Origin of the sequence: Halogeometricum borinquense DSM 11551, assembly GCF_000172995.2 — an archaeon.
Taxonomy (GTDB): Archaea; Halobacteriota; Halobacteria; order Halobacteriales; family Haloferacaceae; genus Halogeometricum; species Halogeometricum borinquense.
Genome location: NC_014729.1, coordinates 2,380,699 through 2,407,694 on the forward strand (window position 1 = coordinate 2,380,699; position 26,996 = coordinate 2,407,694).

The 26,996-nt window shown below is 62.5% G+C and carries 28 protein-coding genes, 1 tRNA gene and 1 pseudogene; 16 read left to right on the forward strand and 14 right to left on the reverse strand.

The window, feature by feature from the left end; translation table 11 throughout:
- Nucleotides 1-89 precede the first annotated feature (89 nt).
- Together rnhA and HBOR_RS12000 are read left to right on the forward strand one after the other, a co-directional pair.
- Nucleotides 90-683 carry a ribonuclease HI gene (rnhA, locus tag HBOR_RS11995; RefSeq protein ID WP_006056502.1) on the forward strand — a complete coding sequence of 198 codons (594 nt, stop codon included), beginning with the start codon at nucleotides 90-92 and terminating at the stop codon, nucleotides 681-683.
- Nucleotides 676-1,314 carry a DUF7108 domain-containing protein gene (locus tag HBOR_RS12000; protein ID WP_006056501.1) on the forward strand — a complete coding sequence of 213 codons (639 nt, stop codon included), beginning with the start codon at nucleotides 676-678 and terminating at the stop codon, nucleotides 1,312-1,314. Before rnhA ends, HBOR_RS12000 begins: the two co-directional genes overlap by 8 nt.
- 19 nt (nucleotides 1,315-1,333) lie before the next feature.
- Here HBOR_RS12000 and HBOR_RS12005 read toward each other — a convergent pair whose 3' ends face one another.
- Complete coding sequence (locus HBOR_RS12005; protein ID WP_006056500.1) at nucleotides 1,334-1,690, reverse strand: PadR family transcriptional regulator; 357 nt, start codon at nucleotides 1,688-1,690, stop codon at nucleotides 1,334-1,336.
- A 311-nt stretch (nucleotides 1,691-2,001) separates the two neighbouring features.
- Between HBOR_RS12005 and HBOR_RS12010 the strand changes: the two genes are divergently transcribed.
- The 4 genes from HBOR_RS12010 to HBOR_RS12025 all read left to right on the forward strand — a co-directional run bounded on the left by HBOR_RS12010 (nucleotide 2,002) and on the right by HBOR_RS12025 (nucleotide 5,649).
- A complete protein-coding gene (locus HBOR_RS12010; protein WP_006056499.1) occupies nucleotides 2,002-2,535 on the forward strand; it encodes an inorganic diphosphatase in 534 nt (177 codons plus the stop codon).
- Nucleotides 2,536-3,033: 498 nt separating this feature from the next.
- Complete coding sequence (locus HBOR_RS12015) at nucleotides 3,034-3,939, forward strand: rhomboid family intramembrane serine protease (protein ID WP_006056497.1); 906 nt, start codon at nucleotides 3,034-3,036, stop codon at nucleotides 3,937-3,939.
- Nucleotides 3,940-3,942: 3 nt separating this feature from the next.
- A complete protein-coding gene (locus tag HBOR_RS12020) occupies nucleotides 3,943-4,710 on the forward strand; it encodes an endonuclease V (RefSeq protein ID WP_006056496.1) in 768 nt (255 codons plus the stop codon).
- A gap of 96 nt (nucleotides 4,711-4,806) precedes the next feature.
- Nucleotides 4,807-5,649, forward strand: a complete 843-nt coding sequence (locus HBOR_RS12025; RefSeq protein ID WP_006056495.1) for an SDR family oxidoreductase — start codon at nucleotides 4,807-4,809, stop codon at nucleotides 5,647-5,649.
- Between the two features lie 33 nt (nucleotides 5,650-5,682).
- Here HBOR_RS12025 and HBOR_RS12030 read toward each other — a convergent pair whose 3' ends face one another.
- Nucleotides 5,683-6,927 carry an ArsA family ATPase gene (locus HBOR_RS12030; RefSeq protein ID WP_006056494.1) on the reverse strand — a complete coding sequence of 415 codons (1,245 nt, stop codon included), beginning with the start codon at nucleotides 6,925-6,927 and terminating at the stop codon, nucleotides 5,683-5,685.
- 79 nt (nucleotides 6,928-7,006) lie between these two features.
- Nucleotides 7,007-8,117, reverse strand: a pseudogene (locus tag HBOR_RS12035) (pyridoxal phosphate-dependent aminotransferase).
- Nucleotides 8,118-8,203: 86 nt separating this feature from the next.
- Here HBOR_RS12035 and HBOR_RS12040 point away from each other — a divergent pair.
- On the forward strand, nucleotides 8,204-8,725 hold the full coding sequence (locus HBOR_RS12040) for a CinA family protein (protein ID WP_006056492.1): 522 nt from the start codon (nucleotides 8,204-8,206) through the stop codon (nucleotides 8,723-8,725).
- Between the two features lie 64 nt (nucleotides 8,726-8,789).
- Nucleotides 8,790-9,323, forward strand: coding sequence for a metal-dependent hydrolase (locus HBOR_RS12045; protein WP_006056491.1), 534 nt, complete (start codon nucleotides 8,790-8,792; stop codon nucleotides 9,321-9,323).
- Between the two features lie 392 nt (nucleotides 9,324-9,715).
- Here the strand turns inward: HBOR_RS12045 and HBOR_RS12050 are convergent, their stop codons facing one another.
- Nucleotides 9,716-10,450, reverse strand: a complete 735-nt coding sequence (locus tag HBOR_RS12050; protein ID WP_049890605.1) for a PHP-associated domain-containing protein — start codon at nucleotides 10,448-10,450, stop codon at nucleotides 9,716-9,718.
- 173 nt (nucleotides 10,451-10,623) lie between these two features.
- Between HBOR_RS12050 and HBOR_RS12055 the strand changes: the two genes are divergently transcribed.
- A complete protein-coding gene (locus HBOR_RS12055) occupies nucleotides 10,624-10,926 on the forward strand; it encodes a DUF7565 family protein (RefSeq protein WP_006056488.1) in 303 nt (100 codons plus the stop codon).
- A gap of 118 nt (nucleotides 10,927-11,044) precedes the next feature.
- Here HBOR_RS12055 and HBOR_RS12060 read toward each other — a convergent pair whose 3' ends face one another.
- The 6 genes from HBOR_RS12060 to HBOR_RS12085 all read right to left on the reverse strand — a co-directional run bounded on the left by HBOR_RS12060 (nucleotide 11,045) and on the right by HBOR_RS12085 (nucleotide 17,014).
- On the reverse strand, nucleotides 11,045-11,491 hold the full coding sequence (locus HBOR_RS12060; protein ID WP_006056487.1) for a transcription elongation factor Spt5: 447 nt from the start codon (nucleotides 11,489-11,491) through the stop codon (nucleotides 11,045-11,047).
- A 1-nt stretch (nucleotide 11,492) separates the two neighbouring features.
- Nucleotides 11,493-11,666 carry a protein translocase SEC61 complex subunit gamma gene (locus tag HBOR_RS12065; RefSeq protein WP_006056486.1) on the reverse strand — a complete coding sequence of 58 codons (174 nt, stop codon included), beginning with the start codon at nucleotides 11,664-11,666 and terminating at the stop codon, nucleotides 11,493-11,495.
- A gap of 172 nt (nucleotides 11,667-11,838) precedes the next feature.
- Nucleotides 11,839-12,999, reverse strand: a complete 1,161-nt coding sequence (gene ftsZ, locus HBOR_RS12070) for a cell division protein FtsZ (protein WP_006056485.1) — start codon at nucleotides 12,997-12,999, stop codon at nucleotides 11,839-11,841.
- A 198-nt stretch (nucleotides 13,000-13,197) separates the two neighbouring features.
- Nucleotides 13,198-14,535: a D-aminoacyl-tRNA deacylase gene (locus HBOR_RS12075; RefSeq protein WP_006056484.1), complete on the reverse strand. Its 1,338-nt coding sequence runs from the start codon at nucleotides 14,533-14,535 to the stop codon at nucleotides 13,198-13,200.
- A 44-nt stretch (nucleotides 14,536-14,579) separates the two neighbouring features.
- Nucleotides 14,580-15,899, reverse strand: coding sequence for a sodium:calcium antiporter (locus tag HBOR_RS12080; protein WP_013440669.1), 1,320 nt, complete (start codon nucleotides 15,897-15,899; stop codon nucleotides 14,580-14,582).
- A 155-nt stretch (nucleotides 15,900-16,054) separates the two neighbouring features.
- Nucleotides 16,055-17,014, reverse strand: a complete 960-nt coding sequence (locus HBOR_RS12085) for a calcium/sodium antiporter (protein WP_006056482.1) — start codon at nucleotides 17,012-17,014, stop codon at nucleotides 16,055-16,057.
- Between the two features lie 265 nt (nucleotides 17,015-17,279).
- On the opposite strand from HBOR_RS12085, the gene HBOR_RS12090 reads away from it, so the two are divergent.
- The 6 genes from HBOR_RS12090 to HBOR_RS12115 all read left to right on the forward strand — a co-directional run bounded on the left by HBOR_RS12090 (nucleotide 17,280) and on the right by HBOR_RS12115 (nucleotide 22,545).
- Entirely contained in the window at nucleotides 17,280-18,080 is an 801-nt protein-coding gene (locus HBOR_RS12090; protein ID WP_006056481.1) for a shikimate dehydrogenase, read from the forward strand.
- A 52-nt stretch (nucleotides 18,081-18,132) separates the two neighbouring features.
- Nucleotides 18,133-18,867 carry a helix-hairpin-helix domain-containing protein gene (locus HBOR_RS12095; protein ID WP_081457875.1) on the forward strand — a complete coding sequence of 245 codons (735 nt, stop codon included), beginning with the start codon at nucleotides 18,133-18,135 and terminating at the stop codon, nucleotides 18,865-18,867.
- Between the two features lie 88 nt (nucleotides 18,868-18,955).
- Complete coding sequence (locus tag HBOR_RS12100; protein ID WP_006056479.1) at nucleotides 18,956-20,587, forward strand: anthranilate synthase component I family protein; 1,632 nt, start codon at nucleotides 18,956-18,958, stop codon at nucleotides 20,585-20,587.
- Nucleotides 20,584-21,171, forward strand: coding sequence for an anthranilate synthase component II (locus HBOR_RS12105; RefSeq protein WP_006056478.1), 588 nt, complete (start codon nucleotides 20,584-20,586; stop codon nucleotides 21,169-21,171). The genes HBOR_RS12100 and HBOR_RS12105 overlap by 4 nt, the downstream gene beginning before the upstream one ends.
- Complete coding sequence (locus tag HBOR_RS12110) at nucleotides 21,164-22,069, forward strand: aminotransferase class IV (RefSeq protein WP_013440672.1); 906 nt, start codon at nucleotides 21,164-21,166, stop codon at nucleotides 22,067-22,069. Before HBOR_RS12105 ends, HBOR_RS12110 begins: the two co-directional genes overlap by 8 nt.
- Nucleotides 22,070-22,125: 56 nt before the next feature.
- A complete protein-coding gene (locus HBOR_RS12115; protein ID WP_006056476.1) occupies nucleotides 22,126-22,545 on the forward strand; it encodes a Rieske (2Fe-2S) protein in 420 nt (139 codons plus the stop codon).
- Between the two features lie 161 nt (nucleotides 22,546-22,706).
- On the opposite strand, the gene HBOR_RS12120 is transcribed toward HBOR_RS12115, so the two are convergent.
- The 3 genes from HBOR_RS12120 to HBOR_RS12130 all read right to left on the reverse strand — a co-directional run bounded on the left by HBOR_RS12120 (nucleotide 22,707) and on the right by HBOR_RS12130 (nucleotide 24,095).
- Nucleotides 22,707-22,781 (reverse strand) — tRNA-Met (locus HBOR_RS12120).
- Between the two features lie 70 nt (nucleotides 22,782-22,851).
- On the reverse strand, nucleotides 22,852-23,304 hold the full coding sequence (locus HBOR_RS12125; protein ID WP_006056475.1) for a GtrA family protein: 453 nt from the start codon (nucleotides 23,302-23,304) through the stop codon (nucleotides 22,852-22,854).
- On the reverse strand, nucleotides 23,301-24,095 hold the full coding sequence (locus HBOR_RS12130; protein WP_006056474.1) for a glycosyltransferase: 795 nt from the start codon (nucleotides 24,093-24,095) through the stop codon (nucleotides 23,301-23,303). The genes HBOR_RS12125 and HBOR_RS12130 overlap by 4 nt, the downstream gene beginning before the upstream one ends.
- A 167-nt stretch (nucleotides 24,096-24,262) precedes the next feature.
- On the opposite strand from HBOR_RS12130, the gene HBOR_RS12135 reads away from it, so the two are divergent.
- Nucleotides 24,263-26,650: a DUF2298 domain-containing protein gene (locus tag HBOR_RS12135; RefSeq protein ID WP_006056473.1), complete on the forward strand. Its 2,388-nt coding sequence runs from the start codon at nucleotides 24,263-24,265 to the stop codon at nucleotides 26,648-26,650.
- Between the two features lie 32 nt (nucleotides 26,651-26,682).
- Here the strand turns inward: HBOR_RS12135 and HBOR_RS12140 are convergent, their stop codons facing one another.
- Nucleotides 26,683-26,946, reverse strand: coding sequence for an HAH_0734 family protein (locus tag HBOR_RS12140; protein ID WP_006056472.1), 264 nt, complete (start codon nucleotides 26,944-26,946; stop codon nucleotides 26,683-26,685).
- Between the last annotated feature and the right edge of the window lie 50 nt (nucleotides 26,947-26,996).

A 26,996-nucleotide genomic window follows, 5' to 3' on the forward strand; every position in this document is an offset into this window, starting at 1 on the left:
GGACTTAAACCCTTGGCCGAATTCCCGGACATCGAGAGGAGAAAGCGGAAGAACGAACCGGATTTACGCTCCCCTCCGAATCGAAACGTATGCCGACCGTAGACTGCGACCCAGAGGAGGCCCGACAACAGCTATCTGAGGCGGGCGTCTCCGTCGAAGATGGACACACCGAGTACGAACGCTGGCGCGCGTCTCACGGCGAAGCGAACGCCGTCGCGTACGACGACAAGGTGGTCGTCCAAGGATCACGCCCGACGGACTTACTCGCCCTGCTTAGAGACCACAGCGGCCGAGCGCACGTCTATTTCGACGGCGCAAGTCGCGGAAACCCCGGTCCTGCGGCCATCGGGTGGGCCATCGTTAACTCCGAGGGAATCGTAGGAGAGGGTTCGGAGACGATCGGCGAGACGACGAACAACCGCGCGGAGTACGAAGCGCTCATCCGCGCGTTGGAGGCCGCAGACGAGTACGGGTTCGACGAGGTGGACGTGCGCGGCGACTCCGAACTCATCGTCAAACAGGTCCACGGCGAGTACGACACGAACAATCCGGAACTGCGCGAACGCCGCGTCCGGGTCCGCGAACTGCTGGAGCGATTCGACCGGTGGTCGCTCGAACACGTTCCGCGAGAGATAAACGACCGAGCCGACTCTCTAGCGAACGAGGCCCTCGACAATGCCTGACCAGACGACAGGGGACGAGGAGACAAACGTCGGGAAGACGAACGCTGACGAGAGAGATTGCAGTGAGCCGACTGACGGCGAGGCCGGCGAACTGCCCGAAACAGTCGTAGACGCGGCCGAACGCCTGACTCGACTCGCCCGCGACGCGGTGGACGAGAACGAGGCGACGGCGTACCGCGACCGCCGCGGAGAGCTACTCGGCGAACACGAGTTTACCTCGCGCATCCGCGAGGAGGACGAGACGTTGGTGTTACATCCCGACGAGTGGATGGATGACGGCACCGTCCGCGTCGAACGGATCGATGACACCGACAGAGCGTACGAGATTTCGTTGACTGGGGCCGACGTGGACGGCGACTGGGACGCGGTCGAGAACCACAACAGCGAACTCGTCGCCGCCGTCGAAGCCGAATACGGGACCGCGCACGCCGCAAACGCGCGCATTTTTGCGGACTTCATGGGAAACCACTACGTCCGTCGCGCCGATACCGCCTCGCGCGACGAGATACAGGAGTTTCTCACAGAGTACTATCCACGTAACGCATGGCCGTCAAAAAAACAGGAATCCGTTGTCCGCGAGAGCGTCGAACGCGTGTTCGAGGTTGCCGACGCGGACGTGCCCGAGTTCTAACGAACTCTCCCTTTGTCGTTTACAGGTTGCCGTCGATGAGTTCGCGCACTTCGTCCGCGCGCGTCTCGTCGGTGACGAACTTGCTGAGCATCCACGCGAAGCGGTTGAGAACGGCATCGTGGCCCTTCTCGGTCAGCTCGTACTGATTCGTCCGCTTGTCGAGTTCGCTCTTTTCGACGAGGTCCATCTCGACGAGGTCGTCGAGGTTGGGGTACAGACGGCCGTGGTTGACCTCCGTCTGGTAGTAGTCCTCAAGGTTGCGCTTGATTGCGAGTCCGTACATTGGTTCCTCGGCCAGGATGACGAGGATATTCTGCTGGAACGCGGTCAGATCACGTGCCAGGCCCGAATCGTTGACTGTTTGTGCCTCTGACATAGTCGTAGAAATGTCACCTAGCTATTTAACCCTTCTCAACTGACGCTTTGTTTCTGTGATTACAGTGAGATTATGGGGAGATGATTTTAGTGACATGATCAGCTGGATCGGCCTCTACTGGCTATTAGCAACCGTATGTGAGATCAACTACACGCCGCAGCGATAAGCCTACAAGGCTCCCTAGATAATATTCCCGGGGTTTCAAGTGAATTTTCAATGAATGCTGAGAGGTTTCGACCCGAATTATCCGTGTCAGACAACTACTCGGGATGCGAAAGGACTTTTTCTGCGTTGTACGAGGGGCAAGACGTATGACGAATCTCTGGGAAGACATGGAGACCGGTCCCGACGCACCTGACGTCGTCTACGCTGTCGTCGAGTGCCTGAAGGGCGAGCGGAACAAGTACGAGTACGACAAGGACATCCCCGGCGTCGTCCTCGACCGCGTCCTTCACTCCAATGTTCACTACCCCTCCGACTACGGATTCATGCCGCAGACGTACTACGACGACGAAGACCCCTTCGACATCCTCGTCCTCGTCGAAGACCAGACGTTCCCCGGATGCGTCATCGAGGCCCGCCCGGTTGCCCTGATGGGCATGGACGACGACGGCGAGAAGGACGACAAGGTCATCGCTGTCCCCACTGAGGACCCACGCTACGACCACGTACAGGACGTAGACGACCTCACGGACCAGCAGAAAGACGAAATTGCGGAGTTCTTCGAGACCTACAAGAACCTCGAAGCGGGCAAAGAAGTCGAAACCCTCGGTTGGGAAGGCGCGGACGCCGCCAAGGACGCCATCGAACACGCGATGGACCTCTACGACGAAAACTTCGCGTAATCCACCCGGTTCATCTCGTTTTTTCATAGCATCCGCACTATCGTAGCGTCTGCAACTGATTATTCGTCCGACCGCACGACCTCGCGCGGTCAAGCGGTGAAGACTTGCAGACGAGACGATAACAGCGGGCGACGCGGCCGAGCGAGGATCGAACCCGTTGGCTCGACAGAACAATACGCCGGAGTTATCCGAGCGGTTAGCCAGATACATTATGCGCATGGGTAATTATTAGTCGATCAAGCGGCAAGCAATGAGTACGCATGGCAGCAAAGCAATCGACGTTCGGTATGGCTCACGCGACGGTCGTTCCGCGCAACTATCGTCCGGACGACGCCGACGACGGGGCGGACATGGACGAAGCGGACGATTCGGACAGCGTCTAACCCGCCGAACAAGGCAAAACCGTCGCACGGGACGACGGTAAGCCGTTCTCCACGCGTGCAAATAACGTGCGCAAGAGGGGAACCCCTTTTAGTCCGCCGCGACTAGCCCTGCACAATGGCTACGTGCGACGAGTGCGGGAAGCACGAGAACATGCCCTACCAGTGCCGACGGTGCGGGCAGACGTTCTGCGCGGAGCACCGACTGCCGGAGAACCACAACTGTCCCGGCCTCTCCGAGTGGAACGATCCCTCCGGCGTGTTCGACAGCGGGTTCGACGACTCGGTGAACAACACCGCCAGTTCCGAGGGAATCATGGATCGACTCACCGGAACCGGTGGCGTGTTGGGCTACTTCCGCGGCAACATGGCGTTCACCTTCCTCGGCCTGATGTGGGTGACGTTCGCGTTGGAGTGGATTGTGACGCTCACGCTGGGTAATCAGGCGTTCTACTCGATCTTCGCGCTTACCTCCGATGATCCGTTCTACGTCTGGACGTGGGTCACGTCTATCTTCGCACACAGTCGCTTCAGTTTCTTCCACATCGTTGGCAACAGCATCGTGCTGTACTTCTTCGGGCCACTCGTGGAACGCTATATCGGCTCTCGAAAGTTCACCCTCCTGTTCCTCGGGAGCGGGATGCTCGCCGGACTGTCCCATGTCGGCGTCGGGATGCTTCTCGAACCGGGTGTCCGTACTGGCGTCCTCGGCGCATCCGGCGCGATATTCGCTATCCTCGGCGTTCTCACGGTCCTCAACCCCAACCTGAAGATATACCTGTACTTCCTCATCCCGATCCCGCTGTGGCTGTTTACGCTTGGGTTCGCCGGGCTATCGATTGTGTTCTTCCTGCAACCCGGCGCGGCAGCGAGTGTCGGGCAGGGTGAAGTCGCTCACTTCGCTCACCTCATCGGTCTCATCATCGGTCTCGCGTACGGTCAACGAGTGAAAGGCCGTCAGCGCGTGCCGAGCAAACTGTCTTTCGGCGGCCGCGGTGGCGGCGGCCCGGGCCGTCGTTTCTAACCGATGGACCCAGTTCGCCCCGAGTTCCTCCCTGATCCCGCGCTCTCGCGCGACGAGATGGAGGCTCTCCAATACGACGTTGCCGACGCGGCCGACTGGAGCGACGCGTTCGACTTCGACGCACAGGAGGTCTCACTCGACGGCGAGGCGTCGCTTTCGGGTGACCGGCCACTCGTCGCTGGCGTGGATCAAGCGTTTCTCGACGACCGAGGCGTGAGCGCTATCGTCGTCGCGCGCGGTGACACCGTTGTCGAACGCGTCCACGCCGTCACCGACCTGGAAATCCCGTACATCCCGGGTCTGCTGTCGTTCCGCGAGGGTGGTCCCATCGTTGCCGCGTTCGAGAAACTCTCCTGTGACCCGGACCTCCTCGTCTTCGACGGAAGCGGGCGCATCCACTTCCGACAGGCGGGGCTTGCCACCCACCTCGGCGTCGTCTTCGACAAACCGAGCGTCGGCGTCGCAAAGAGCCTTCTCTGCGGACATCCGACCGAAGATGTGGACGGACGACCCGAGGGCTGGCGAGCCGAGATTTTGGCTGACGACTCCGTAGAGAACGCGGATTCTGGAGACCCCATCGGCCACGCCTTCCAATCACGGCAGTACGACACAGAGCCGATCATCAATCCGCTGTACGTCAGTCCCGGCCATCGCGTCTCCGTGCCGACGGCGACGACGCTCGTCTCGCAACTCTGCGGCGGGTACAAACTCCCCGAACCGACCAGACAGGCCGACGCGTACGCCGACGACGTGAAAGCCGAGTACCGGTAGTCGCTCTCTGAGTGCCACTCGTCGGGCTCTGAATCGACGATTCGTGCTATCGACGAATCGCCTACAATTAACTCGCCGCGGAGAGACAGCGAGAGCGTGCATCCGAAGACGGTCCTTATCACTGGCTGTTCGTCCGGTATCGGTCGCGCCACCGCGTTGGCGTTCTTGGAGGAAGACTGGCGCGTCTACGCGACGGCCCGCAACCCGGCAGACATCGAGACACTGGGCGAGAAGGGCTGTGAGTTGGCGACGCTCGACGTGACCGACGGCGACGACGTTGAACGGGTTATCGACCGAATCATCGAAGAAGAAGGACACCTCACCTGCGTCGTCAACAACGCGGGCTACGGGCAGTTCGGACCCCTCGAAGATGTCCCGACCGAACAGGTCCACCGCCAGTTCGACGTGAACGTTTACGGTCCGCATCGACTGATTCGTGCGGCCTTACCCCACATGCGACGACAGGGCGACGGAACCATCGTAAATGTCTCAAGCGTCGCCGGACAGATTTCGTTCCCCGGCGGCGGCGTCTACTCGGGATCGAAGTTCGCGCTCGGCGCGATGACCGACGCACTTCGCAACGAAGTTTCGGAGTACGGTGTCGATGCTGTCCTCGTCGAACCCGGTCCAGTTGCGACGAACTTCACAGAGCGCGTCGAGGCGGAAGTCGAAGGAAGCGAGGAGTTGCCCGGCGTCGAACGCTCCGGCGCGTACGAGTCGTTCTACGAACTGCTCTCGGACACGCAACTGCTCGGCGGTGGCGGTCCCGCGGCTATCTCGCCCGAACGCGTCGCAGAAGACATCGTGGATGCCGCGTCGTCTACGAAACCACGCGCTCGATATTATCCCGGTACTCCTGCGCGAATCGCCGCATTGGCGCGGGTCCTTCCGAACTCGTGGGTCGATACGGCGTACTCCTACCTCAGAAAGCTTGCCTGACGGACGTTCTCGGTCGAACTGACGGACGAGCGCTCAGGCCAGACAGGCCGCAACGACGCGCAGTGCATCTTCGCCGCTCACTTCGTCTGCGAGGAGGGGAACGCGCTTGACGTTTCGGCCGCGGAACAGGTCAGTTGCACGCTGGAGCGCGTTCTGCTGGACCGTCCACCGACGCTGACAGAACTCACATTCGTCGAGGTTCGGCGAGACGACCCACTCGGAATCTACCGGCGTCGTCGTCACGTCCGCGAGATTCTCCATGACGCGGTTGACGACGAGCGTCTGCACCGGAATCCCGTAGCCGTCCAGTCGGTCGATGAGACGCTTCGATTCGACTACGCTCATCTCCTCGGGGATCATGACGACGCGGAAATCGGTCTGCTGGGGGTCACGGAGGACCGCGCGCAGTCGCTCGATCCGCTCGCGTAACTCGTCTAAGTCGCCCATGCCCGCCTGATTGGGGTTCCCCGCACCGAACATCCCCTTGATGTTGTCCATCATCCCGGAGAACTTCTGTCGCATGCGGGCGATGCGGCCGAGCATCGAGTCCATCAGTTCCGGCAGTTCCAACAGACGGAGCGTGTGGCCCGTCGGCGCGGTATCGACGACGACGCGGTCGAATCGCGGGTCGTCGAGGTATGCGACGAGTTGCTGCATCGCCGCCGCCTCGTCAGCACCGGGCATCGAACCCGGACCCATCATATCGCCGAGAACGTCTTCCATCCCGCCCATATCCATCCCGAACGGATTCTGTCCATTCTGACCGCCGAACGGGTTATCGGTAGCCGTCTCATCGCCGAATCCGTCGTCTGTGTCGTCCTCGAAGGGGTTGTCGTCGGCGTCTAGGTCGACGGCGTCGAAGCCGCCAGTTCCCTCGTCGGAAGCGAACGGACCTTCGATGACCTCGTCGGGGTCAATTTCAGCGGCGTAGAGAGGGATGTCCTCGCGGACGCGGGAGGGGTCTGCGGGCACCTCGACACCGAGCGTATCCGACAGTGAGTGTGCAGGGTCCGTCGAGACGACGAGCGTTGCTGTCCCGGTAGCCGCCGACGAGAGCGCCGTCGCAGCCGCCATCGTCGTCTTGCCGACGCCACCTTTCCCGCCGTAGAGAACGTATTCCGGCGCGTCAACCCGGTCGGGGAGGTCCGTCTCGTCGGTCGTCCGCGCCTCCACGTCAACCGAGAGTTCCGTCGAGTCGTCGGGCGCGCCGTGGCCGTCGTGTGCGTCTTCCTCGTCGTCTTCGACGCGGTCAACGGGTTCGACGTCGATATTCGCCATAGCGGGACGCACGTAGTCACGACTTGTGTACTCGTCGGTCGCCGGACGCGGACGGCAAGTGCCGCGGCATACCTCCCACTCAGCCAAAGTAGTCCGCAAGGCGCGCCGCCGCCTCGTCGGCCCGCGGCGTCACCAGCGCAAAGCGGATCCAATCGTCGTACGCCTCGCCGAACCCCTCGCCGGGCATCCCCGCGACGCCCGCCTCGTCGATCAACTGCTCGACGTTCGACAGCGTGCCGGGGAAGTCGTCGAAGCGTGCCAGCACGTAGAACGCTCCTCTGGGGGTGGTGTAGTCGGCCCCAGCAGCGTCGAGGGCGTCAGTGAACGAGGTGATTCGGTCTCGAAGCATCTCGCGCGTCCCTTCGTAGTACTCCGCCGGTGTCTCTTCGAGCGCACGGAGGACGGCCGCTTGTCCGGGGCGGTTCGTGGCGACGTTCACCAGCATATGTCGCGTCTTCGCGGCGGGGACCAGTTCCTCGGGGAAGACCGCATACCCGATTCGGAAGCCCGTTATCGCCATCGACTTCGAATAGCCGGAAGTGACGATGACGCGGTCGGAATCGAGCGTGAGTGCGCTCTCGAAGTCACCAGAGAAGTCGAAGTGATCGTACACTTCATCCACAATGAGAAGAGCATCGTTCTCCGCGGCGACGTCGTGCAGCGCCTCGACGGTCTCGCGGTCGTACACTGCCCCGGTCGGGTTGTTCGGCGTATTGATCAGGATGGCCGCCGTCTCCGATGAGGCCGCGTCGCGCATCGCCGCCACATCGGGGGTCACCGCTTTCCAAAACTGGCACCGTCGTCGCCGTCCCGCCGAGCATCGTCGCCTTGCCGGGATAATACGGGTACACCGGGTCGGTGAGGAGAAACTCGTTTCCCGAATCGCGTTCCAGCGCTCGCGCCATGGCGAGGTAGTTCGCCTCGCCTGCACCGTTCGTCACGACGATGTGCGAAGAATCCACGTTCCGGCGGGTGGCGATTGTCTCGCGGAGTTCGCGCAAACCCTCGCTCGGCGGGTACTGGAACTCGTCTGCGTCGGCGTCAGCGTACTCGCGCAGACCGTCCCGCAGCGCCTCCGGCGGGTCCCAGTCGGGATTACCGGACACCATCCCGACGACATCTCTGTCGGCCCGCGCCGCATACTTCATCACCTGAAAGAACAGGGGTTCGTCGTAAGCGTCGTTGCCCATCTCGTCCGGAGACTCGGACGGGTGGGTGGTGGCTCTTTCGCCCCCGGCAGGCCGCCTTTTTGTCGTCGCCACCCCTCGACCCGACTATGCGAGAGTTCGCAACGGACCCACCAGTCGAAGCACGCGTCGGCAGCGCCCTCCGCGAGTCCGGAGAGACGCTCGCCGCGGCCGAGTCCTGCACAGGCGGCCTTATCGGGTCGTTTCTCACCGACGTTCCCGGGTCGTCAGATTACTTCGACCGCTCGGTCGTCACCTATTCGTACGACGCGAAACTGACCGAACTGGCCGTCTCGCGGGAGTCGCTGGACGAGCATGGAGCCGTCTCCGAACCCGTCGCCCGACAGATGGCGACCGGCGTCCGCGACACCGCTGGAACCGATTGGGCCGTGGCGACGACGGGTATCGCGGGGCCGGACGGCGGAACCGATGAAAAGCCCGTCGGAACGGTGTACATCGGTCTCGCCTACCGCGGCGAGTGGGGGACGCAGGAGTCGTACGCGACGGTCGAGCGGCACGAGTTCGATGGCGACCGGACGCAGATTAAAGAACAGATTGCCCGGCAGGCGCTGGAGACGGTACTGGACGCGGTCGAATCGCGGAGCGTCTGACGGATGGCAGACGATTCTCCGCAGGGCACAACGTTTGTGTTCGCCGCGTTCGGACAGTCACGCCATGAATAAAGAAGGGCACGTCCTGAACGGTGCGCTGTTAGCGCTCGGACTGGGCCTGATCCTCGCGGTAGACCCGACAGCGGGGCCACTTATCACGGAGTCGTCGTCGGCCCTCGCGCTCGAAGCGGGCAGGAGAGTCGTAGAACTGTCACTGCCGGTCATTCTCGGCGCGTTGTTCCCCGACGTGGACACCGCGTTCGGCAAACACCGGAAGACGCTCCACAATCTCCCCGTACTGGCGATCTTCCTCGCCTTCCCCCCGATTTTCGGCAATCTCCAGTACGTCTGGGTGGGTGTGGCGACGCACTACGTCCTCGATATGGTTGGGTCGAAGCGCGGCATCGCGCTGTTTTACCCGCTCTCCTCGCAGGAGTACGACCTGCCGACGGGCGTTGCAACGTCCAGCAAATGGGCCAATCCTGTTACGTTCGTCGTGACGGCGGTAGAACTCATCGTTCTCGGCGCTGTCCACTACTACGTGTTCGCCCTCGACACGACGTTCTCGGAGGCTGCCACGCTCCTCGGTCTGTTCTGAACCCGTCAGAACGTCTCCGAGAAAGAGAAACAATTAGTTTATTGACATAATATCAGAGATCAGTTTGATTTTCGACACCGCTCTCGCTGTGACGTCTCCGCCCATCGCTGGAATTGTGCCCCTGTTTCCAAACCTTCCCGGTGGGCCAGAACTACTGTTTATCAGCCTCTTGTTCGCCGTCGGTCCCGGTCTATTCGTCTAACGACTCGACAGAAAACACCGTGGAGAACCGACTGCTGTGGACAGGGGCAACGTTGGCCGCCGGACTAGTGGCGAATATCGTCGGCAGCGGCGTTGTCCTGCTCCTGTACCTCGTGGAGACGCGCTGAGAAGCCGTGTGACTGGCGGGCGTTGAGACGCGAGTCGAAGAAGTGGAAACGAAAACGGAGGCGTCAGTACTCCCGTACGTCGTCGAAGTCGCCGTCGTAGGCGATATGGCCGGGATGAGTCGGCTCCATCCCCGAAAGGAACAGTCGGTCCAATTTTCCCCACGAGTTCTCGAAGCCGAGATGCGCGAACTCTATCGCAGAGCGCAGTCGGTGGCCGATGCCCGAACGGTGCATCACGCGCCGGGGTGCGCCCTCACGCAGGGCCGCCACGAGGTCTTCGGCCGACTCGATTTCTCTGTCGAATTCCGTCCACGCCTCACCGATGCTGCCGCGGAGATGCGCGTACGAAGATCCGAACCCGGGAATATCGAACTCGGCCGAGAACTCGCGGCCCGGTCGGTTCTGACCGGCGAACAGTTTCCCGTTGTACGTCTCAATCGCATGTATCTCGTCGGCGTGAGCGCGGACCGCTTCTCGGCCGAGACTTACGTTGAGAAAGTCGGGATGAGGGACGAGAACGGCGGCTTCCTGCCGAGCGAAAGTGGCGAACGCCGCCTCCATCGTGATGAAGTCCGGGATGGGATCAGTGAGACCGATGGCGAGGAGGTGCCGCCGTTGCCGCCATGTGCCTGTGAACACCTCCCGTGCGGGGACGACCAACAACTCGTCGTCGGAAAACTCGGCTGCCTTCGCGCGAATATCGGGCAGGCGTTCGAAATGCGGCGCATACACTAACACGTCGATACCGCGGGCTTTCGCCCGAGACACGACGCGCTCGTCCAGAATCTTCACGTGCATATCGACGCGAGTGGACGGAGAGAGAGACGCAGACGTGGCGGTCACGTCTGTCGATGAGATGGCAGCGTGGTTAGTCATTACTATTTTCCGAGCGATTGTGGGGGGAGTCAGCACGCCGAGAGGTTCGCTGGGTCTGCGGAACGGTTTAGTTCCCGGTAACCGTCTCCGCCAGTATGTCCCTGTGGAAGTGCGGCGTCGCTGGATGTGATGGGCGGTTCGAGGAGGTGGAGGACGCCATCATCCACCAGACGGTGGAACACGAGCGTCACGAGTGTAAGGTGTGCGGCACCATCGTCCCCGAGGGCTACTTCGCTATTCGCCACGCGTTCGAAGAACACTCGCGCGCCGAGTTCGTCCGCGCGTACGATGCGAACTCCTCCGACGTACGCGAACGAGAACGAGTGAAAAGCGACGTCGAATCGGAAGCGGACCTCCAGACTGTCGTCGAGACGCTGAAAGAACAAGGCGCGCTGTAATTTCTCCAGCAACGGCGCTCAGCGTGTCGAGCGACGAGAACGAGAGAGAATCGGGTCCGGGGGCGCGCAGTCTCCATTTTGTTCACGGCCCCACCGCTCGCTGATTCGAAGAACGCGCTTAGCGCTCGTCGGAGTCCAGCACGCGAATCTGGTCTCCGCGCACGGTAACCGGAATCGGAACCGTCGCCTCGTACAGTTCGACGGTGACCTGGTCTTTCGTTTCGTCGATACGCTGAACGCGTGCTTTCTCGCCTTTGAACGGCCCGGCGACGAGTTCGACGATGTCTCCTTCTGCAATCCCTTCCACGTCCGGCGTCGGCGAGAGGAAGTGCTCCACCTCGGCCATACTAGAGGTTGCTTGACCGTCGCCGACGAGGCCACGGGCGTGCGGAATCTCCTCTAAGACGCGGTTGATGACCGCGTTGTTGTCCGCCTCCACCATCACGTAACTCGTCAGCGAGTCAGGTGCGAGGACGGCGTGAATCTCCGCTTCTTCACGAGTTGCGATCATGTCGGCGACAGTCTGCTCCTGTCGCGCGGTCGTCTTTACGGCGAAGATGGGCACCTCAGACACCCCCGGGGAGGAAGCTCATGAGGGCGAAGATGACGAACCCCATGAAGCCGATAAGGAAGATGCCAGCACCGGCGATGAGACCGATCTGGGAGAACTCATCCCAGGAAGGGGTGCTCGCCTTTTTCAGCACCCGCACGTAACTGTTCAGGTCGTACTTGACGTCCATGTTAGCCGTGGCTAGTACGTCGGGCTTTTTCTATCTATTGATGCAATCGGGCTAGAGTGCGCCACGAGAGACCGTCACAGGCGCAACGCTCAGCGTAAATCGATCTCGTCCGCAAACGCTGGCATGGCGGCGCGAACGAGGACAGAGCAGCGAGAAATCGAAACCGACGGCGCTATTCGACGTAGTCGATGTCTTGGCCCTGCTGGGGCGCTTGGGGTTGTCGCGCGGGTTCGCCCTCGCCGCCGTCGCTCCGACCGTAGATCTGCGGCGATTCGACGCCGGTGACGACGATCATCGTCCGCATCGTGCCGTCGAGTTCCTCGTCCACGGAGGTACCCCAGATGATGCGTGCGTCGGGGTCGATGCGGTCGTAAATCTCCTCGACGACGCCCTCGGCCTCCTCGATGCTCATGTCCGAGCCACCAGTGACGTTCACGAGCGCGGAGTTGGCACCGGAGATGTCCACGTCGAGAAGCGGCGACCGGAGGGCGCTCTTGACGGAGTCTTGCGCCTTCGAGTCGGAGTCGGACTCGCCGAGACCGATCATGGCGACGCCGCCGCGTTCCATGACCGTCTTCACGTCGGCGAAGTCGAGGTTGACGAGACCGGGCTTCGTGATGAGTTCAGTGATGCCCTTCACGGAGCGCATCAGCACTTCGTCGGACACCTTGAACGCCTGCCGGACGGGGAGTTTGCCGACCGCGTCGAGGAGTCTGTCGTTCGGGACGACGATGACCGTGTCGGCCACGTCGCGGAGTCGTTCGAGACCTGCTTCGGCGTTCGTACGGCGAACTTCGCCCTCGGCCGTGAACGGGGTCGTCACGATAGCGATGGTGAGCGCACCGCACTCGCGGGCCGCTTTGGCGACAACTGGCGCGGATCCGGTACCCGTCCCGCCGCCGAGACCCGCAGTGACGAACACCATGTCGGAGCCTTCGATAGCGTCGTAAATCTCTTCCTGCGATTCGAGGGCGGCTTCCTCGCCTACCTGGGGAAGCGACCCGGCACCCCGACCTTGGGTCTTCTGCTCGCCCATGAGAATCTTCGTGTCGGCGTCAATCTCGACGAGGTGCTGAACGTCGGTGTTGGCGGCGACCAACTTCGCACCCTTGATTCCCTCTTCGTGCATTCGGTTGACGGTGTTTCCACCCGCACCGCCGCAGCCGACGACCGTAATGTCAGTTTGGAGGTCCTGCAGGACGTTTTTCAGTTCCTCGTCGGTCATCGTGCCGCTTCTTCGAATCTGTTCGCTGTCGTTCTCGAGCCCGCCGACGGTCCTCCCATCCCCCGTCTCCTCGGCCTCGTCTATTGCATCGTCGACGATAGAGTCCATTTATGAGCGTCCTTACCGAATGGAGCCTAATTATCTTTCCCCCTCGCGTCGGACGCGTGTCGGACGCTCACACGGGAATTTAGGTATGTATTAACGATCCAGCAGGTATGTGGAACCTCAGTACACGATCAGACACACATGTATTCGGCCGAAGCGGCGAGAGATATCCGGGAAATTAGATCTTAAACACCAACGCAACTAGATCTTAAACGCGACAGTCTCCTCAGAACGAACGTCGGCGGGCATCACTTCACGGCCGTCAACGGTCACAGACTGACCGGCCGAGAGCTTCCCGAACGCGGGACCTTCAGGAACACCTAGCTCCGCGGCCGCCGCGGCGTCGAACGACTCTCGGGTGGCGACGACCGCAGTCTGTTTGTGCCGTACATCGTCGTACTTCTTACGGAGAACCGACGCGAGAGCGTCTACGAGTTCGTTGTATCGGTCTTCGTGCGTCAGTGCCGCGCGGCCTGCCGCTTTCGTCCCGCCTTCTCTCGTCTCGTACGCGACGGCGTTCTCGTGAACCGCCGTCCGCGCCGCGTCACGGTCGATTCCCGCCGCCTCGGACAGGAGGTCGTCCGGCAGGGAAACGATTGTGTAGTCGTCGCTGTCGCCGGCATCGGCGTCAGCGTCGGCACCGAGTCGAAGCCCCGCTTCGACGGACGAGAGATCAGCTTCGAGCGTCTCCAGCCGTTCTAGTGAGACACCGTCGCTCTCTGTGACCCACGTCTCCGAGACGACGCGGTATCCGAGCGATTCAACCACTTCGACTAGTTCCGGTCTGTCTCCCTCGATAACGGCGTACTCGGCCGCCGAAGCCTCGAACGCGCGGCGAATCACGTCACGGTTCTCCGCGGGTGACCCCATCGCATCGAGGGGCCACTCCGCGCCGATGTGTCCGACCGCCCAGTCCGTCTCGCGCACGATGCGCTCGAATCGCGGCGCGTAGTGGCCGCCACCGAATCCGACGAGGTGGCGCTCTCGGTCGGCGGTGACGCCCGACAAGTCGAGAACGGACTGAGCGACAGCACGAGCACCAGCGGGGTCTTCCCACTCGTCCTCACCGCTCCCGAGTTCGACGAACATCGCGGGCGCGCCGGGGTCGGTGGGACCGTGGTGCGTACACTCGACGCCCACGTCGTACGCGTCCGGTGCGTGGCGGTCGAACGCCTCCACGACGGCTTTCTGTGCGTTCGGGCAACTCCGGGCGAACGCACCCGAGTCGCCGCCGTACTCGGCGGGGCCGAAATTCCCCGTGAAGTGAGCGGTTAGAAGAGGCCCGGTCTCACCGGAGTGTCGGGAGACGAACGCGATGAACTCGGGTGACTCCGAGAACGCGTCTGCGACGCGTTCCAGTTCGAGATGCCACCCGTCGAACTCGCGGAGTTCGAACTCGCCGTGACGGTAGTACGTTCCGCCACCCGCCTCGTCCGGACGGGAGTCGTCGGTCTGTTCGACCCAGTCTGCAAGCTCTAACAGTCGCTCTCCGATGTGGACCGATGCGTTGTCTGCGCGGCTGACGACGACGGCAATCACGAGAAAAAGTGGCCGTTCGACGGGCTAAAACGCGTCGAAGGCGGTTAGTCCGCGCCGCCGGGTTCGGGCGTCGGTTCGCCACGGACGTTTCTGACCGTCAGACTGGCGAGACGCTTCAGATCCTCGCGACGCTTGACGAGGAGGACAACGCCGATGAGGAGGTAGATTGCAGTGTACGCCAGCAGAAGGTTGATCGAATGGCTCTCGGCCACCGCTTCGGGGAACGTCCGGATGATGGCGAACTCAACGACGACCTGCGAGACGAACAGAACCAACAGTGTCACCGCCTCGCGCACGTCGATCTGGAAGTTCACGAGAACGGTCAGCGCGAAGAAGCTCTGTGCCGCGGTGAGCCAAATTTCGGCCTCTTGCTTGAGGTCGAACGGAAGCTTCCCGTACTGTCCGAGTGAGATGCTGTACACGACGACTAGCGTCCCGATGAGGAGCGTCCACTGATTCAGTTTCGAGGAAATGAGGGCGTTGAACGCGGCCGTCGAACGCGCCTTGTTCACGAGGTAGGCCGTCACGATGAGTTCGGGACTTTCCGAGGCCAGCGGGGCAATCCACTGGATCATGAAGAACTCGGGGATACCGAACTGCAGGCCGAGTTCCTCCAATCCGTGCGCGAACGGCTCGACCGCAGTGAAGATGAGGAACGCAGAGTACGCGAACAAGCCGAGGACAGAGGCGAAACGGGCAACTTTCGGTTTCGCTTGGAAGTACGCCGGGACACCCACCTGTTCATCGTGTTCGTCCACGTCGCCGCGGATGATGATCGCGATGTACGTGACGTACAGTCCGACGAGGACGACGGTGTCAACCCAGTCGATACCGGCACCGATGGGGACGAAGAAGGCGTAGACTGTCGCAATGAATAAGAAGAGAATCTCCGTCGAGATGCTGGGGTCGAGTGTGACGGCATCACGAAGGTAGCCGTCGCGGTTCACGACGCTCGTATCGTCACGCCCGCGTATTGCTTTGAAGATAGAGAACAGAGCGATACCGGACCAACCCAGACCGATGAGGATACGGTTTGCACCGGTCATGTTGGCGACTGCAAGGTTCGCCTTCGAGGGGTCAGTTGCCGCCTGCCACGCGTAGAGGGCGTCTACGGCGTATTCTGGAGCGACTGCGAGAACCGCGAGAACCGCCAGCGCGAACGCGCGGGGAACATCTTTTTCAGCTGTTTCTGCACCCCACGCGAGGAGGAACGATGCGCCGAGAACCGCCAGACCGCTGACGACGACTGTTCCGAGATGGCCCAGTCCCGACGCGGCACCTGTCACCCACGCGGCGACCCACGGGAGCGTCACCACCACCGCGATAGCGACGGCAGTGAGAGGATGGCTAAAACGTGAACTCATCGTAGATGATACGTCGCTGATGACGCGTATCTCTTGTGCTTTTGTCGGCCGAGATTGCACGGCCGGGAGTAGGACGACTCAGGAATGGAACGGTCCAGGAATAGGACGAATCAAGAGTGGGACGACTCAGAAGTGAGACGAATCGGGACGACGGCTCACAGGAGCAGCGAGAAGAAACCGAGGTATCCGACGACGAGAACAGCGCCGTCGGCGCGCGAAACGGTCCGGCCGTACGCCATCAGGGCGACGACGACGACGGTAAACACGACGAGTGCAGGGAAATCGAGCGCGAGCGTTTCGGCGGGGACGCCGACGGGGACGAGAACTGCGAGAACGCCGATGACGGCGAGGATGTTGTAGATATTCGAGCCGACGACGTTACCGATACTGAACTGCGCTTCGCCCTTGGCGGCGCTGACGATGCTGGCAGCGAGTTCCGGAAGCGACGTCCCGAATGCGAGAACGGTGAGGCCGATGAACCGTTCACCGAACCCGTACGCCTTGAGGACGCCTTGGCCGCCCTGAATGAGCCACCGCGACCCGAGGAGAAGGAGGCCGAGACCAGCGAGGAGGATGACAGCGTCTCGTACGCCCACGGAACTGTCGTCGTCTACGTCCACGTCTTCGACGGGTATCGCATCGGGTCTGCTCGCCCGGACGCGGTAGAGCAGATAGCTGGTGAAGACGGCGAGTACCGCAAGGAGGACGACGCCGTCGAACGTCCCGATCCGACCGTCCATCCCGAGGAGAACGAGGAGTCCGGCCGCCGCGAACATGAAGGGGACGTGCCGAATAAGGACGGATTCGTCTACGTTGAGCGGCCTAACGAGCGCAGAGAGGCCGAGGACGAGGCCGATATTGGCGATGTTGGAGCCGACGATAGCGCCCAACCCGAGGTTCGTCGAGTAAGAGAACCCGCTGAGGAGAACGACTGCGAGTTCGGGGGCTGTCGTGGCAAAGGCGACAACGGTGACGCCGACGACGGCCGCGCGGATTCCGAAGCCGATGGCGAGTCGGGAGGCGGCGCGCACCAGAAACTCCGCCCCGGCATACAGCGCGACGACGCCGACGAGGAGCAGCGCCATGTCGGTCGAGAGGAGGACAGTCGAAGCCATTGTTCGGAATCGCACGGAGACGGGAGAAAAAGGTCGCCGGTCTGGATTGGCTTTGTCAGCACGGTACACGATTTTTGCACGGGAGCGCGCTGGATCAAAACAAAACCGTCCGGGAATCGTCCGAAACTGATCCGTCCGGGAGTCGCCCAAAATCGATCCGTCCGAAAGTTGTCGGCACGAACCCACCCTGAGACCGGTGGCCGCCGCAAGTCCGGCCGCCTCGGAGTACTTTAACCCTCGTCAGGTCACAGTCCGACGCATGAGCATGCAGGTGTTCGGACTCATCGGAAATCCCGTCGGCCATTCGTTGTCGCCGCCGATGCACGAGGCGGCGTACGACCACTGCGGGATAGACGCACGCTACGTCACCTTCGAACCGGCACCCGAAGACATCGGGACCGCCGTCGAGGGTGCTGATGCACTCGGAATAACAGGACTGAACGTGACGATTCCGTTCAAGCAGGACGTCCTCGAACACGTCGAACCCGACGAACTCGCCGCGCGCATCGGTGCGGTGAATACGATAGCCTTCACGGACGAGACGCCGCGCGGGTACAACACCGACGCGGCCGGTGTTCGGCGGTCGTTCACCCACCACGACGTAGCACTGGCTGACCGAGATGCTGTCGTAGTCGGCGCAGGCGGGGCAGGGCGAGCGGCGGCGTTCGCCCTCGCGGACGCGGAAGCATCCGTCCACGTGGCGAACCGGACGGCAGAGCGCGCCACCGAACTTGCAGACGACGTTCCGGGTGCCACTGGTGGCGGACTCGGCACCCTCGACCAAGTCCGCGATGCCGACGTTCTCGTGAACGCGACCAGCGTCGGCATGGAGTCCGACGACACGCCGGTCCCTCGGAAATACCTCCACGACGACCTCGCCGTTCTCGATGCGGTGTATTCACCGATCGAGACGCGTCTGCTTCGTGACGCTGCGGCCGCCGGCGCGACGACGATAGACGGCGCGTGGATGCTTCTGTTTCAGGGCGTCGAAGCGTTCGAACGATGGACCGGTCGGGACGCACCGGTCGAGGCGATGAACGACGCGCTTCGGTCACATCTCGAATGAATAGACGGCGGGGTAACGATTTTTAAATAAGCGGCGTTCATACGGGCATACAATGGGCATATTCGACTCGATTAAGTCGTCACTGCGGTCGCTTCTCGGCCGCGATGAGGAGTCTTCTCCTCCGTCATCGCGGCGGGAGACCCGTGTCTCTGTGGAACGAGATGTGCGGGACGAAGTCGATGCGGAATCTGAGTCTGCCGTAAAACAGCCGGTCGCCGAGGAAACGGACACTGCGGCAGCAACGGAGTCGCAGGTGGGGGACTCGGAGGACGGCGAAGTCGGCGAGGCGACCGAAGACGCGGATGAAGAGCAAGACGCAGAGGCAGTCATCGAGGAGGCCGAACCAGAAGAGGCCGATTCTGAGGAGACGAAGCCAGAAGAGGCCGAGTCCGAGGAGACGGAACCCGAAGCGGTCGAATCCAAGGATACCGAGGGTGTGGAAGCGGTCGAAGAACCCGAGACGACCACCGGGAGCGAGGAACCCGTCTCCGCCGAGGAAACAGCGGTGGAAACCGAAGCCGACACCGGTGAAACGGGTGCTGCTGAAGCAGACGACACCGAAACTGACACCGCAGCATCCGACGAGACGGAGTCAGCCGCCACAGGTGAGCCCGTCGAAAACGTGAAAGGAATCGGTCCGGCCTACGCCGAACGACTTTCCGATGTCGGTATCGAAACGGTAGACGACTTGTCGAGCGCCGATGCCGAAACAGTCGGCGAGCAGATCGATGTCTCCGAAAAGCGCGTCCAGCGGTGGATCGACCGCGCGAACGAATACGACGCGTAACACCACATAGTTGTCATCTCTGCTGTAACACCGGTTCTGCCTGCCGGTATCACGAAACCGTTTACTCGGTACTCACGTACCTCTCGACATGACTAATTCGTTAACGCCGACCGTCGAAACGCGACGGGAGGCGTTTCTCGCCACCGCCGCGGACGCTTCCGCGGGGGCGCGAGTCCCCGTCGAACTCCGCGTGAGGGTGTCTGACCCGTTCGACGCGTACCGGCGCGCGCGAGACGAGGGTGGCGACGGCTTCTTCTTGGAGACGACCGGCGGCCAGTCCGGATGGAGCTATTTCGGGATGGATCCGGTGGAACGACTCTGCGTCGGGTCCGACGCGGAGACGCTGGCCGCTGCCGATACCGGGCGCGGTCCAAATGCGAACACATCATCGTCGCTTTCGACGTTAGACGCCGCGCTCGAATCCGAGTCACTGGTTCGCGGAGAGACGGGCGTCGAAGTGCCGTACCCGTGCGGTCTGTTCGGGTGGTTCTCGTACGACGTAGCGCGCGAACTCGAATCGCTCCCCGAACTGGCCGACGACGACCGAAATCTCCCACACTTGCGACTGGGCCTGTTCGACCGCGTGGCGGCGTGGGAGGAACCGCGAGGCGACGAACCGGCGACGCTCCACGTAACCGCCTGTCCGCGTGTTCCAGCGGGCGCGGACAGCACTGACGACGACCGACTCGACGCTCTCTACGAACGGGCCATCGAGCGAGCGACAGACCTCGCGGAACGAGCTGTCTCGGGCGACCCGAGCGACGAAGCGGCACCCGTCGCGGGCGACGAAGCGCACTTCGAGAGTGACTGCGGTCGGGCAGCGTTCCGTGACCGCGTGAGCGCCGTCAAACGCTACATCCGCGACGGCGACACGTTTCAAGCGAACGTCTCACAGCGACTCGTCGCGCCCGCAGTCGTTCACCCTGTCGCGGCGTACCGCGCCCTCCGACAGGTGAACCCCGCACCGTACTCCGGTCTCGTGGAGTTCCCCGAGGCCGACTTGGTAAGTGCGAGTCCGGAACTGCTCGTCCACGTCGAAGGAGACAGACTCGTCACCGAACCCATCGCTGGAACGCGCCCCCGCGGTGCAACCGAGGCGGAGGACGACGCTCTCGAACGCGACCTGACGAGCGACGAGAAAGAGCGTGCAGAACACGCGATGTTGGTCGATCTGGAGCGAAACGACCTCGGAAAAGTCTCCGAGTACGGCTCCGTCGAAGTGTCTGAGTACCGCCGCGTGGACCGCTACTCCGAAGTGATGCACCTCGTCAGCGTCGTTGAAGGACAGCGGCGACCGGACGTGTCTGTCGCTGACGCTGTGGCCGCTGTCTTCCCCGGCGGGACCATCACCGGCGCGCCGAAACCGCGGACGATGGAGATCATCGAGGAGGTCGAATCGACCCGCCGCGGCCCCTACACCGGAAGCATCGCGGCGTTCGGGTTCGACGACCGCGCGACGCTGAACATCGTCATCCGAACGCTCGTTCACCACGACGACGAGTATCACCTCCGGGTCGGCGCGGGTATCGTCCACGATTCCGATCCCGACGCGGAGTACGACGAGACGATGGCCAAAGGCCGCGCTCTCGTGAACGCTATCGACGAAGCGCTCGCTGCAGAGGGTCACGGAATGCGAGTCGTCGAACGCGACGACGCGGACAACGAGAACGGGAGAGATACTGACGGACGAACGGACGCACGGACGGAGGACCACAAATGACCTCGATTCTGGTCGTGGACAACTACGACTCGTTCGCGTACAACCTCGTGCAGTACGTCGGAGCGTTTGCAGACGAAGTGGTTGTCCGCCGCAACGATGCCGTGGACACGGCGGATATCCGCTCGTTGGACCCCGACGGTATCGTTGTCTCGCCCGGCCCGGGAACTCCCGCCGAGGCAGGTGTCTCTGTGCCGGTGTTCCGCGACCTCTCGTACCCGACACTCGGCGTCTGTCTCGGTCACCAAGCCCTCTGTGCGGCTCTCGGATCCCCGGTGAAGCGCGCCCCCGAGGTGGTTCACGGCAAACCCTCCCTCGTCAGCCACGACGGCGAAGGCATCTTCGAGGGATTACCGGACCGCTTCGAGGTCGGCCGGTACCACTCGCTGGCGGTCGAGCGCGAGGACATCCCGGGCGAACTGGTCGAAACAGCGTGGACTGACGACGACCGGCGCGTGGTGATGGGCGTCCGTCGCCGGAACAGACCCCACGTCGGCGTTCAGTTCCATCCCGAGAGCATCCTCACCGAGAACGGCAAGCAACTCGTGGCGAACTTCGTCGCGGCCTGCGGAGGTGACGATGACTGAGAACGACACCGGCGGCGACTCCGCGGACGAACTCCGATTCCACGTGAACGGCGAACTCGTCCGCGCCTCCGAAGCGACAGTGAACGTCCGTGATAGGGGATTCATGTACGGCGACGCCCTGTTCGAGACGCTCCGCGCCTACGGCGGCGATATCTTCCGCTGGGAGGCACACGCGAATCGCCTCGCGGAGGGGGCTGAGATTCTCGAACTCGATCACGGCCTCTCGAATGCGGAGCTGAAACGACGCGTGGACGAGACGCTGGCGGCGAACGAACTGTCGGACGCGTACGTGAAACTCTCGGTGACTCGCGGTGTCCAACCGGGGAAACTGAACCCCGATCCCGAAGTCGATCCCACTGTTGTCATACAGGTAAAACCGCTCCCGCGCGGCGGACGCGGAAGCGACCCCGTGTGGGATGCACCGGCGACGTTGCAGACGGTGAAGACGCGCCGCGTCCCCGACAGAGCGATTCCCTCGCGGGCGAAGACACACAACTACCTGAACGGAATCCTTGCGCGACTGGAACTCCGCGTTACCGATGCCGACGAAGCGGTGATGCTGGACGGCGACGGTGCGCTCGCAGAGGGCGCGACGAGCAACCTCTTTTTCGTCCGCAATAACGCGCTCCACACCCCGAGTCTCGACGGGCCGGTCCTCCCGGGCATCACCCGCGCGGAAGTACTCGACATCGCCCGCGACGAAGGCATCCCCGTCCGCGAGGGACGGTACAAACCCGACGACCTACGAGATGCGACGGAGGCGTTCGTCACGAACTCGACGTGGGAACTGCGACCCGTCGCGTCCGTGGACGGCATCGAACTCGGTGGCGGCCCGGTGACGACACTTCTTTCCCGCCTGTTCGACGCACGGGTGGAGCAAAGACACTACACCGAGTAAGTTGCACAATACGCCGAAACCGCCACTTTTGAACGCTCCTCATTCTTAGGCGGCGTATGGACGACGCGCGTCGAATTATTGCCGCCGACGAGGTGCCGTCGGACGGAACGGTGCTTTTCACCGCCCAGAACGGGTCGGAGACGACGGAAGTGATTCTCACCAAACTCGCTGACGACGAAATCGTCGCCTTCGAGAACTTCTGTCCGCACTGGACCGACATCCGTCTCGACAAAGGGTCCGGTGCCTACGTCAGAAACGGTGAACTCGTGTGTGAGAAACACGGCGCGACGTTCCAACGCGACACAGGATACTGCGATTTCGGCCCCTGTAAGGGTTCAGTTCTCTCGACGTTCGATGTGGCTGTCCAAGACGGCGATGTGTTCTTGACTGAGGAGGCGCTCACGTTCGAACACCTCGGAGGGTCCGGTGACCACGACCGCTCCTCGGGCAGTCGAATCGACTTTACTGGGAACTGAGGCGCTGTTCTCGTTTTACAGAGATCCGATCCGGACAGAAATACGTCAGTTCGGTGCGACGAGACTCGACACTCCGAAAGTACAATTGCAAGAGAACACACAGAAACACGTCAGCACGAGGCGACAAGACGCCCCGCTCGGGAGTGTGAATTTCAGGAGAATAGCGGGAGGTAGATTTGAACTACCGATCTCCGGGTTATGAGCCCGGCGGAATCTCCTGGCTATCCCATCCCGCTACATCATTCGAGTCGTGGGTTACGGTTAAGGGTTGTGATTCGACCGCTGTGTGGTAGTTTCCACCGGCCCTCACGCGCGAGCAATACGCCATGTGAAGATGCTCTCTGCGACGTAGTTCAGAAACATCGACGCCGCGATAGCCAGCGGAATCGGGAGCAACTCCCACACGTCGAAGCCGAAGACGAAAAACGAGAATCCGGCTTCGCGGAACGCGCGGACGACGAGGAACTGGACGGCGAGGCCGCCGCTTCTGACGACGTTCGACGTGAGGAGTCGCCGGAGCGTTGGAACGACACCCTCTGAGGCACCCGCGTCGGCGAACGTCCAGTGTTCGTTGATGAAGAACATCACGACAATGGCCACCTCCGCACCGACGAGTTTGGCGTACTCGTTCAACACGTCGAGCAAGACGATGAGAGCAGTCGTCGTCGTCATATCGAACACTGCGCCGACTGCGCCGACGGACGCGAACTTGCCGAAGCGAACCCCCGAGAGGAGCGCTGAGAGTCTGCGATTGCTCATTCGGAGGTGTCGAGAGCCTCGCCCAGTCGTTCCACGAGCGCGGGTTCGTGATCACGTGTCGATTCGATAAACGTGTGAAGTCGGTCCTCCCTGATGAGACGCGCGCGGTGGCGCGAACTGAACAGCGCACGGGCGAGTCGATACGACGTATCGACCGGCGAGACGGTCGAACCGGGGCGGTCCTCCCATCGAACCGGTACCTCGGCGATACGTTCACCGAGTGCGCCCGCGACGGCGATGAGTTCGATATCCCACGCGAATCCGGCTTCGTAGATGTGCGGGCGGACAGCGCGCCACGCTTCGGTGGTGAGCGCCTTCGCACCGCACTGGTAATCGTAGAGGTGTACGTCGAGTAGACGACGCGCCATCCACGCGAAGCCGTCGCCGAGACGGCGGCGCGCGAACGTCTGGTGAGACGCGACATCGGACGCAGGGTGTCTCCGCGACCCGACAGCGAGGTCCGCATCACCACCGGCGACCGACTTCACGACGGATGCGAACGACGCGGCAGGAGTACTCCCGTCTGCGTCGGCGAAGGCGAGAACGTCCACGTCGTCGGCTATCGCCTCGAATCCGGCGGTGATAGCTGCCCCTTTTCCGCGGCGCGTATCGACGGTGTTGACTGTCGCCGGGAGGTCAGCAAGACGGTCGAGTACGCCCGGTCGTGGGGCATCAAGTTCGATACGAACGGTTGCTGGAGAGAGGTGCGACCGAAGCGCAGAGACGTAGTCAGCGAGACGCTCGGAGTCCGGTCGGTAGGCTGGAACCACGACCCCGACGGAACGAGTCATTGGCGGAAGTAGCGTGAGGGAGAATAAAAAACGAATCGCTACCGAACTGACGGTAACTGTGTCCTGTAGACGGTCGCTTGAGACTACCCATGATGCAATTGACACCAAACGCGTTCGTATCGCATCACAAAACGTATGGCTCCCGGACGCGGTGCCTCCCGTAGAGAATGGAGTACGCTCTCGTCCTTCGCTGGTTGGTCCTCTACGCCGCCCTCTTCGCCGCCGGACTGCCGCTCGTCGCGCGGCTTCTTCCGGGGACGGAGGGCCGCGGTGCGGGACTTTCTATCCCGGCCGCGACGCTCGTCCTCACGGTTCCGGCGTACTGGGTCGGACAGGTCACGTTCGGTTTGCCCGCGTTGCTCGCAGGCGTGGTTGTCCTCCTCGTCGCGTCCGCTCTCGCCGCCGCCGACCACGACGCACTCCGCGCGGGTCGTCTCGAACTCGGCATCGACATCCCACGTCGGGCACTAGGTGATGCGGCCGCCGTATTCGGCCTCTCGTTCGCGTTCCTCGTCGTCCTCCGCGCGTTCGATCCGGCCGTCTTTCCAATCGCCGGTGAGAAGTTCCTCGATTACGGGCTTCTCAAGAGTCTCCAGCGCGCTCCGACACTTCCGCCGGAGGATATGTGGTTCGCGGGCGAACCTGTGAAATACTACTACGGCGGCCATCTCGTGACGACGCTGTTCGCATGGTTGACCGCGACGCCACCGCGGTTCGCGTACAACCTCGCGCTCGCGGGATTCTACGCGACGCTGGTCACGGCCGCCTTCGAGTTGGCAGCAACGGTTGGGGAGTCACACGGCCTCTCTCGGCGCGTTAGTGGGGCGCTCGCGGCGTTCTTCGTCGGGATCGCGAGCAACCTCGTTACCGCGGGCCGGCTAGCGCTGACACTCCTTCCGAGCGGTCTCCAGCGACAGGTTGCAGAGATGGTCGCCGCACGGACCGACTATTCGGTGACGAAGCTCCTTCAGGGGGTGTCGTCGTTCCACTACTGGGACGCCTCGCGCGTTATCCCCGGGACAATCAACGAGTTCCCCTTGTTCGCGTGGCTGAACGGTGATCTGCACGCGCACATGACGGCAACACCGTTCCTCCTCCTCGCTGCCGCCATCGGCTACGCGTACTACCGGACGCCCGAAGCGGACATCCGCCGTCGTCGCCTGCTGTTGGCGTCGCTGCCCGTGGTCGCGGGATGGCAGGCGGTGAACAACACGTGGAGTTTCCCCAGTGTCATCGCTCTCGGGACGTTAGCGCTCATCTTTGCTCCCGCCGCACCGTGGACGCTCGTTCCCGGTCTCTCCGGGGTGGGCGACCGACTCGCGGCACGGTCTCGACTCAGCGAGGAACTAACGCGCGTCGCCGCCGCTCTCGTCGTCACTGCCGCGGGCGCGGTCCTGACTATCCTCGTCGCCGCCCCGTTCTTCTTCGGCACCGCTGTCAGCGGGAGCGAACGGACGGTCGAACTGCTCGGGCCGGAGATGCGGAGTAGTTTCGGTGGCCTGCTGTTCGTTCACGGCGCGTTCGTCGTCACCTTCGGCGCGTATCTCCTCTCGCGTCTGCGCGTCCGCCGACCCGCCTATCTCGTCGCCGGACTCCTCGCCGCCGGTTACGTCGGACTCGAAATCGGACTGGCCGCCTTCGCCGTCTCGATTCCGCTTCTCGTCTTCGGGTGGGTCGCCCTGCGGTCGGACCGCCCCGTCGGCTACGAGACGGTCCTCATCATCGCCGGGGCGGGTCTCGTCACGCTTGTCGAACTCGTCTACGTCAACGAACAAGCCGGATCCGGGCGGATGAACACCGTGTTTAAGACGTACATGCAGGTGTGGGTGCTGTGGGCGACGGCGATGGGCGTCGCCGTCCCCGGTCTGATTCGAGGCGTCCCAACGACCGCCGAGGTTACTTCGCGTGTGCGCGATGCCGTCCCATCCGTCGCGACCGATGGCTCCGGCAACCAATCGTGGCGTCGGGCCGCGGCTATCGGATTCGCGTGTCTTCTCGTCGTCTCAACGACCGTCTACGGCGTCGCAGCCGTCGGTTCTCATCTCGAAAGCGGGCCACCCGGCGGAACAACGCTCGATGCGACACAGTTCGTGGAGACGTATCACCCGAAGCAGGACGAAGCGATAGACTGGCTGGACGAACGCGAAGGGACGCCCGTCATCCTCGAAGCGCCCGGAACGAAAGACTACGCGGGCGGAGTAGACAAACGCGAGGACGTGATGTACGACTGGAACGCGAACCCCGCGTCGAGTCTCACCGGTCTCCCCTCCGTGGCCGGGTGGGCGCACGAAATCGGCTACCGCGGCAACGAGGCCTACGACGAACGCGTCGCCGACGTGGACGCAATGTACACGGGTAACGCGACGACGCGCGCGGAACTGTTCCGTGAGTACGATGTGCAGTATATCTGGGTCGGGCCGAGCGAACGCACCCGATACGGGGATATCGCGTTCGATATGCGCGGCGTCAGCGACGCGCACAAGTCGGGGTCGATAACGGTGTACGAAGTGTCACAGAAGAAACTCCCGGCTGCGAACGCGTCAGTCGCTCCGTAGTCTGCGGTCCAAAAAGACGACGGCTGTTCTTCTCAGGCCGGCGCGCTGCTCTCGGAGACGACCGTGAGTGCCTCCGCGTCGATAGCCTCGACGTCGAGGAAGTGCGGAACGTACTCGCGCTTTTCGAACGCTTCGCGTTCGTCTTCGGTGCCGACCGTACACCAGAGTTGGACACGGTCCGGACCGTGGTAGTCACCCTGTCGGTCGATGGAGAAGCAGATAACCTCCTCACCGTCGAGTTCGATGGTCGCACCCCGCCGGATGCCGGGATCGCCGCGGATGATGACCTTCTTCATACCCGATGGTTTGCCCAGTCGTGGCTTAACGGCTTCGGAGACGGTTCGGT

Coding starts and splice junctions, on each gene's coding strand:
- HBOR_RS12045 (WP_006056491.1), top strand. CDS start 8,790: ATGAATAAAGAAGGGCACGTCCTGAACGGTGCGCTGTTAGCGCTCGGA.
- ftsZ (WP_006056485.1), bottom strand. CDS start 12,999: ATGGACTCTATCGTCGACGATGCAATAGACGAGGCCGAGGAGACGGGG.
- HBOR_RS12055 (WP_006056488.1), top strand. CDS start 10,624: ATGTCCCTGTGGAAGTGCGGCGTCGCTGGATGTGATGGGCGGTTCGAG.
- HBOR_RS12100 (WP_006056479.1), top strand. CDS start 18,956: ATGACTAATTCGTTAACGCCGACCGTCGAAACGCGACGGGAGGCGTTT.
- HBOR_RS12140 (WP_006056472.1), bottom strand. CDS start 26,946: ATGAAGAAGGTCATCATCCGCGGCGATCCCGGCATCCGGCGGGGTGCG.
- HBOR_RS12040 (WP_006056492.1), top strand. CDS start 8,204: ATGCGAGAGTTCGCAACGGACCCACCAGTCGAAGCACGCGTCGGCAGC.
- HBOR_RS12105 (WP_006056478.1), top strand. CDS start 20,584: ATGACCTCGATTCTGGTCGTGGACAACTACGACTCGTTCGCGTACAAC.
- HBOR_RS12020 (WP_006056496.1), top strand. CDS start 3,943: ATGGACCCAGTTCGCCCCGAGTTCCTCCCTGATCCCGCGCTCTCGCGC.
- HBOR_RS12005 (WP_006056500.1), bottom strand. CDS start 1,690: ATGTCAGAGGCACAAACAGTCAACGATTCGGGCCTGGCACGTGATCTG.
- HBOR_RS12085 (WP_006056482.1), bottom strand. CDS start 17,014: ATGGCTTCGACTGTCCTCCTCTCGACCGACATGGCGCTGCTCCTCGTC.
- HBOR_RS12000 (WP_006056501.1), top strand. CDS start 676: ATGCCTGACCAGACGACAGGGGACGAGGAGACAAACGTCGGGAAGACG.
- HBOR_RS12080 (WP_013440669.1), bottom strand. CDS start 15,899: ATGAGTTCACGTTTTAGCCATCCTCTCACTGCCGTCGCTATCGCGGTG.
- HBOR_RS12110 (WP_013440672.1), top strand. CDS start 21,164: ATGACTGAGAACGACACCGGCGGCGACTCCGCGGACGAACTCCGATTC.
- HBOR_RS12125 (WP_006056475.1), bottom strand. CDS start 23,304: ATGAGCAATCGCAGACTCTCAGCGCTCCTCTCGGGGGTTCGCTTCGGC.
- HBOR_RS12135 (WP_006056473.1), top strand. CDS start 24,263: ATGGAGTACGCTCTCGTCCTTCGCTGGTTGGTCCTCTACGCCGCCCTC.
- HBOR_RS12065 (WP_006056486.1), bottom strand. CDS start 11,666: ATGGACGTCAAGTACGACCTGAACAGTTACGTGCGGGTGCTGAAAAAG.
- HBOR_RS12090 (WP_006056481.1), top strand. CDS start 17,280: ATGCAGGTGTTCGGACTCATCGGAAATCCCGTCGGCCATTCGTTGTCG.
- HBOR_RS12095 (WP_081457875.1), top strand. CDS start 18,133: ATGGGCATATTCGACTCGATTAAGTCGTCACTGCGGTCGCTTCTCGGC.
- rnhA (WP_006056502.1), top strand. CDS start 90: ATGCCGACCGTAGACTGCGACCCAGAGGAGGCCCGACAACAGCTATCT.
- HBOR_RS12050 (WP_049890605.1), bottom strand. CDS start 10,450: ATGCACGTGAAGATTCTGGACGAGCGCGTCGTGTCTCGGGCGAAAGCC.
- HBOR_RS12030 (WP_006056494.1), bottom strand. CDS start 6,927: ATGGCGAATATCGACGTCGAACCCGTTGACCGCGTCGAAGACGACGAG.
- HBOR_RS12115 (WP_006056476.1), top strand. CDS start 22,126: ATGGACGACGCGCGTCGAATTATTGCCGCCGACGAGGTGCCGTCGGAC.
- HBOR_RS12130 (WP_006056474.1), bottom strand. CDS start 24,095: ATGACTCGTTCCGTCGGGGTCGTGGTTCCAGCCTACCGACCGGACTCC.
- HBOR_RS12010 (WP_006056499.1), top strand. CDS start 2,002: ATGACGAATCTCTGGGAAGACATGGAGACCGGTCCCGACGCACCTGAC.
- HBOR_RS12015 (WP_006056497.1), top strand. CDS start 3,034: ATGGCTACGTGCGACGAGTGCGGGAAGCACGAGAACATGCCCTACCAG.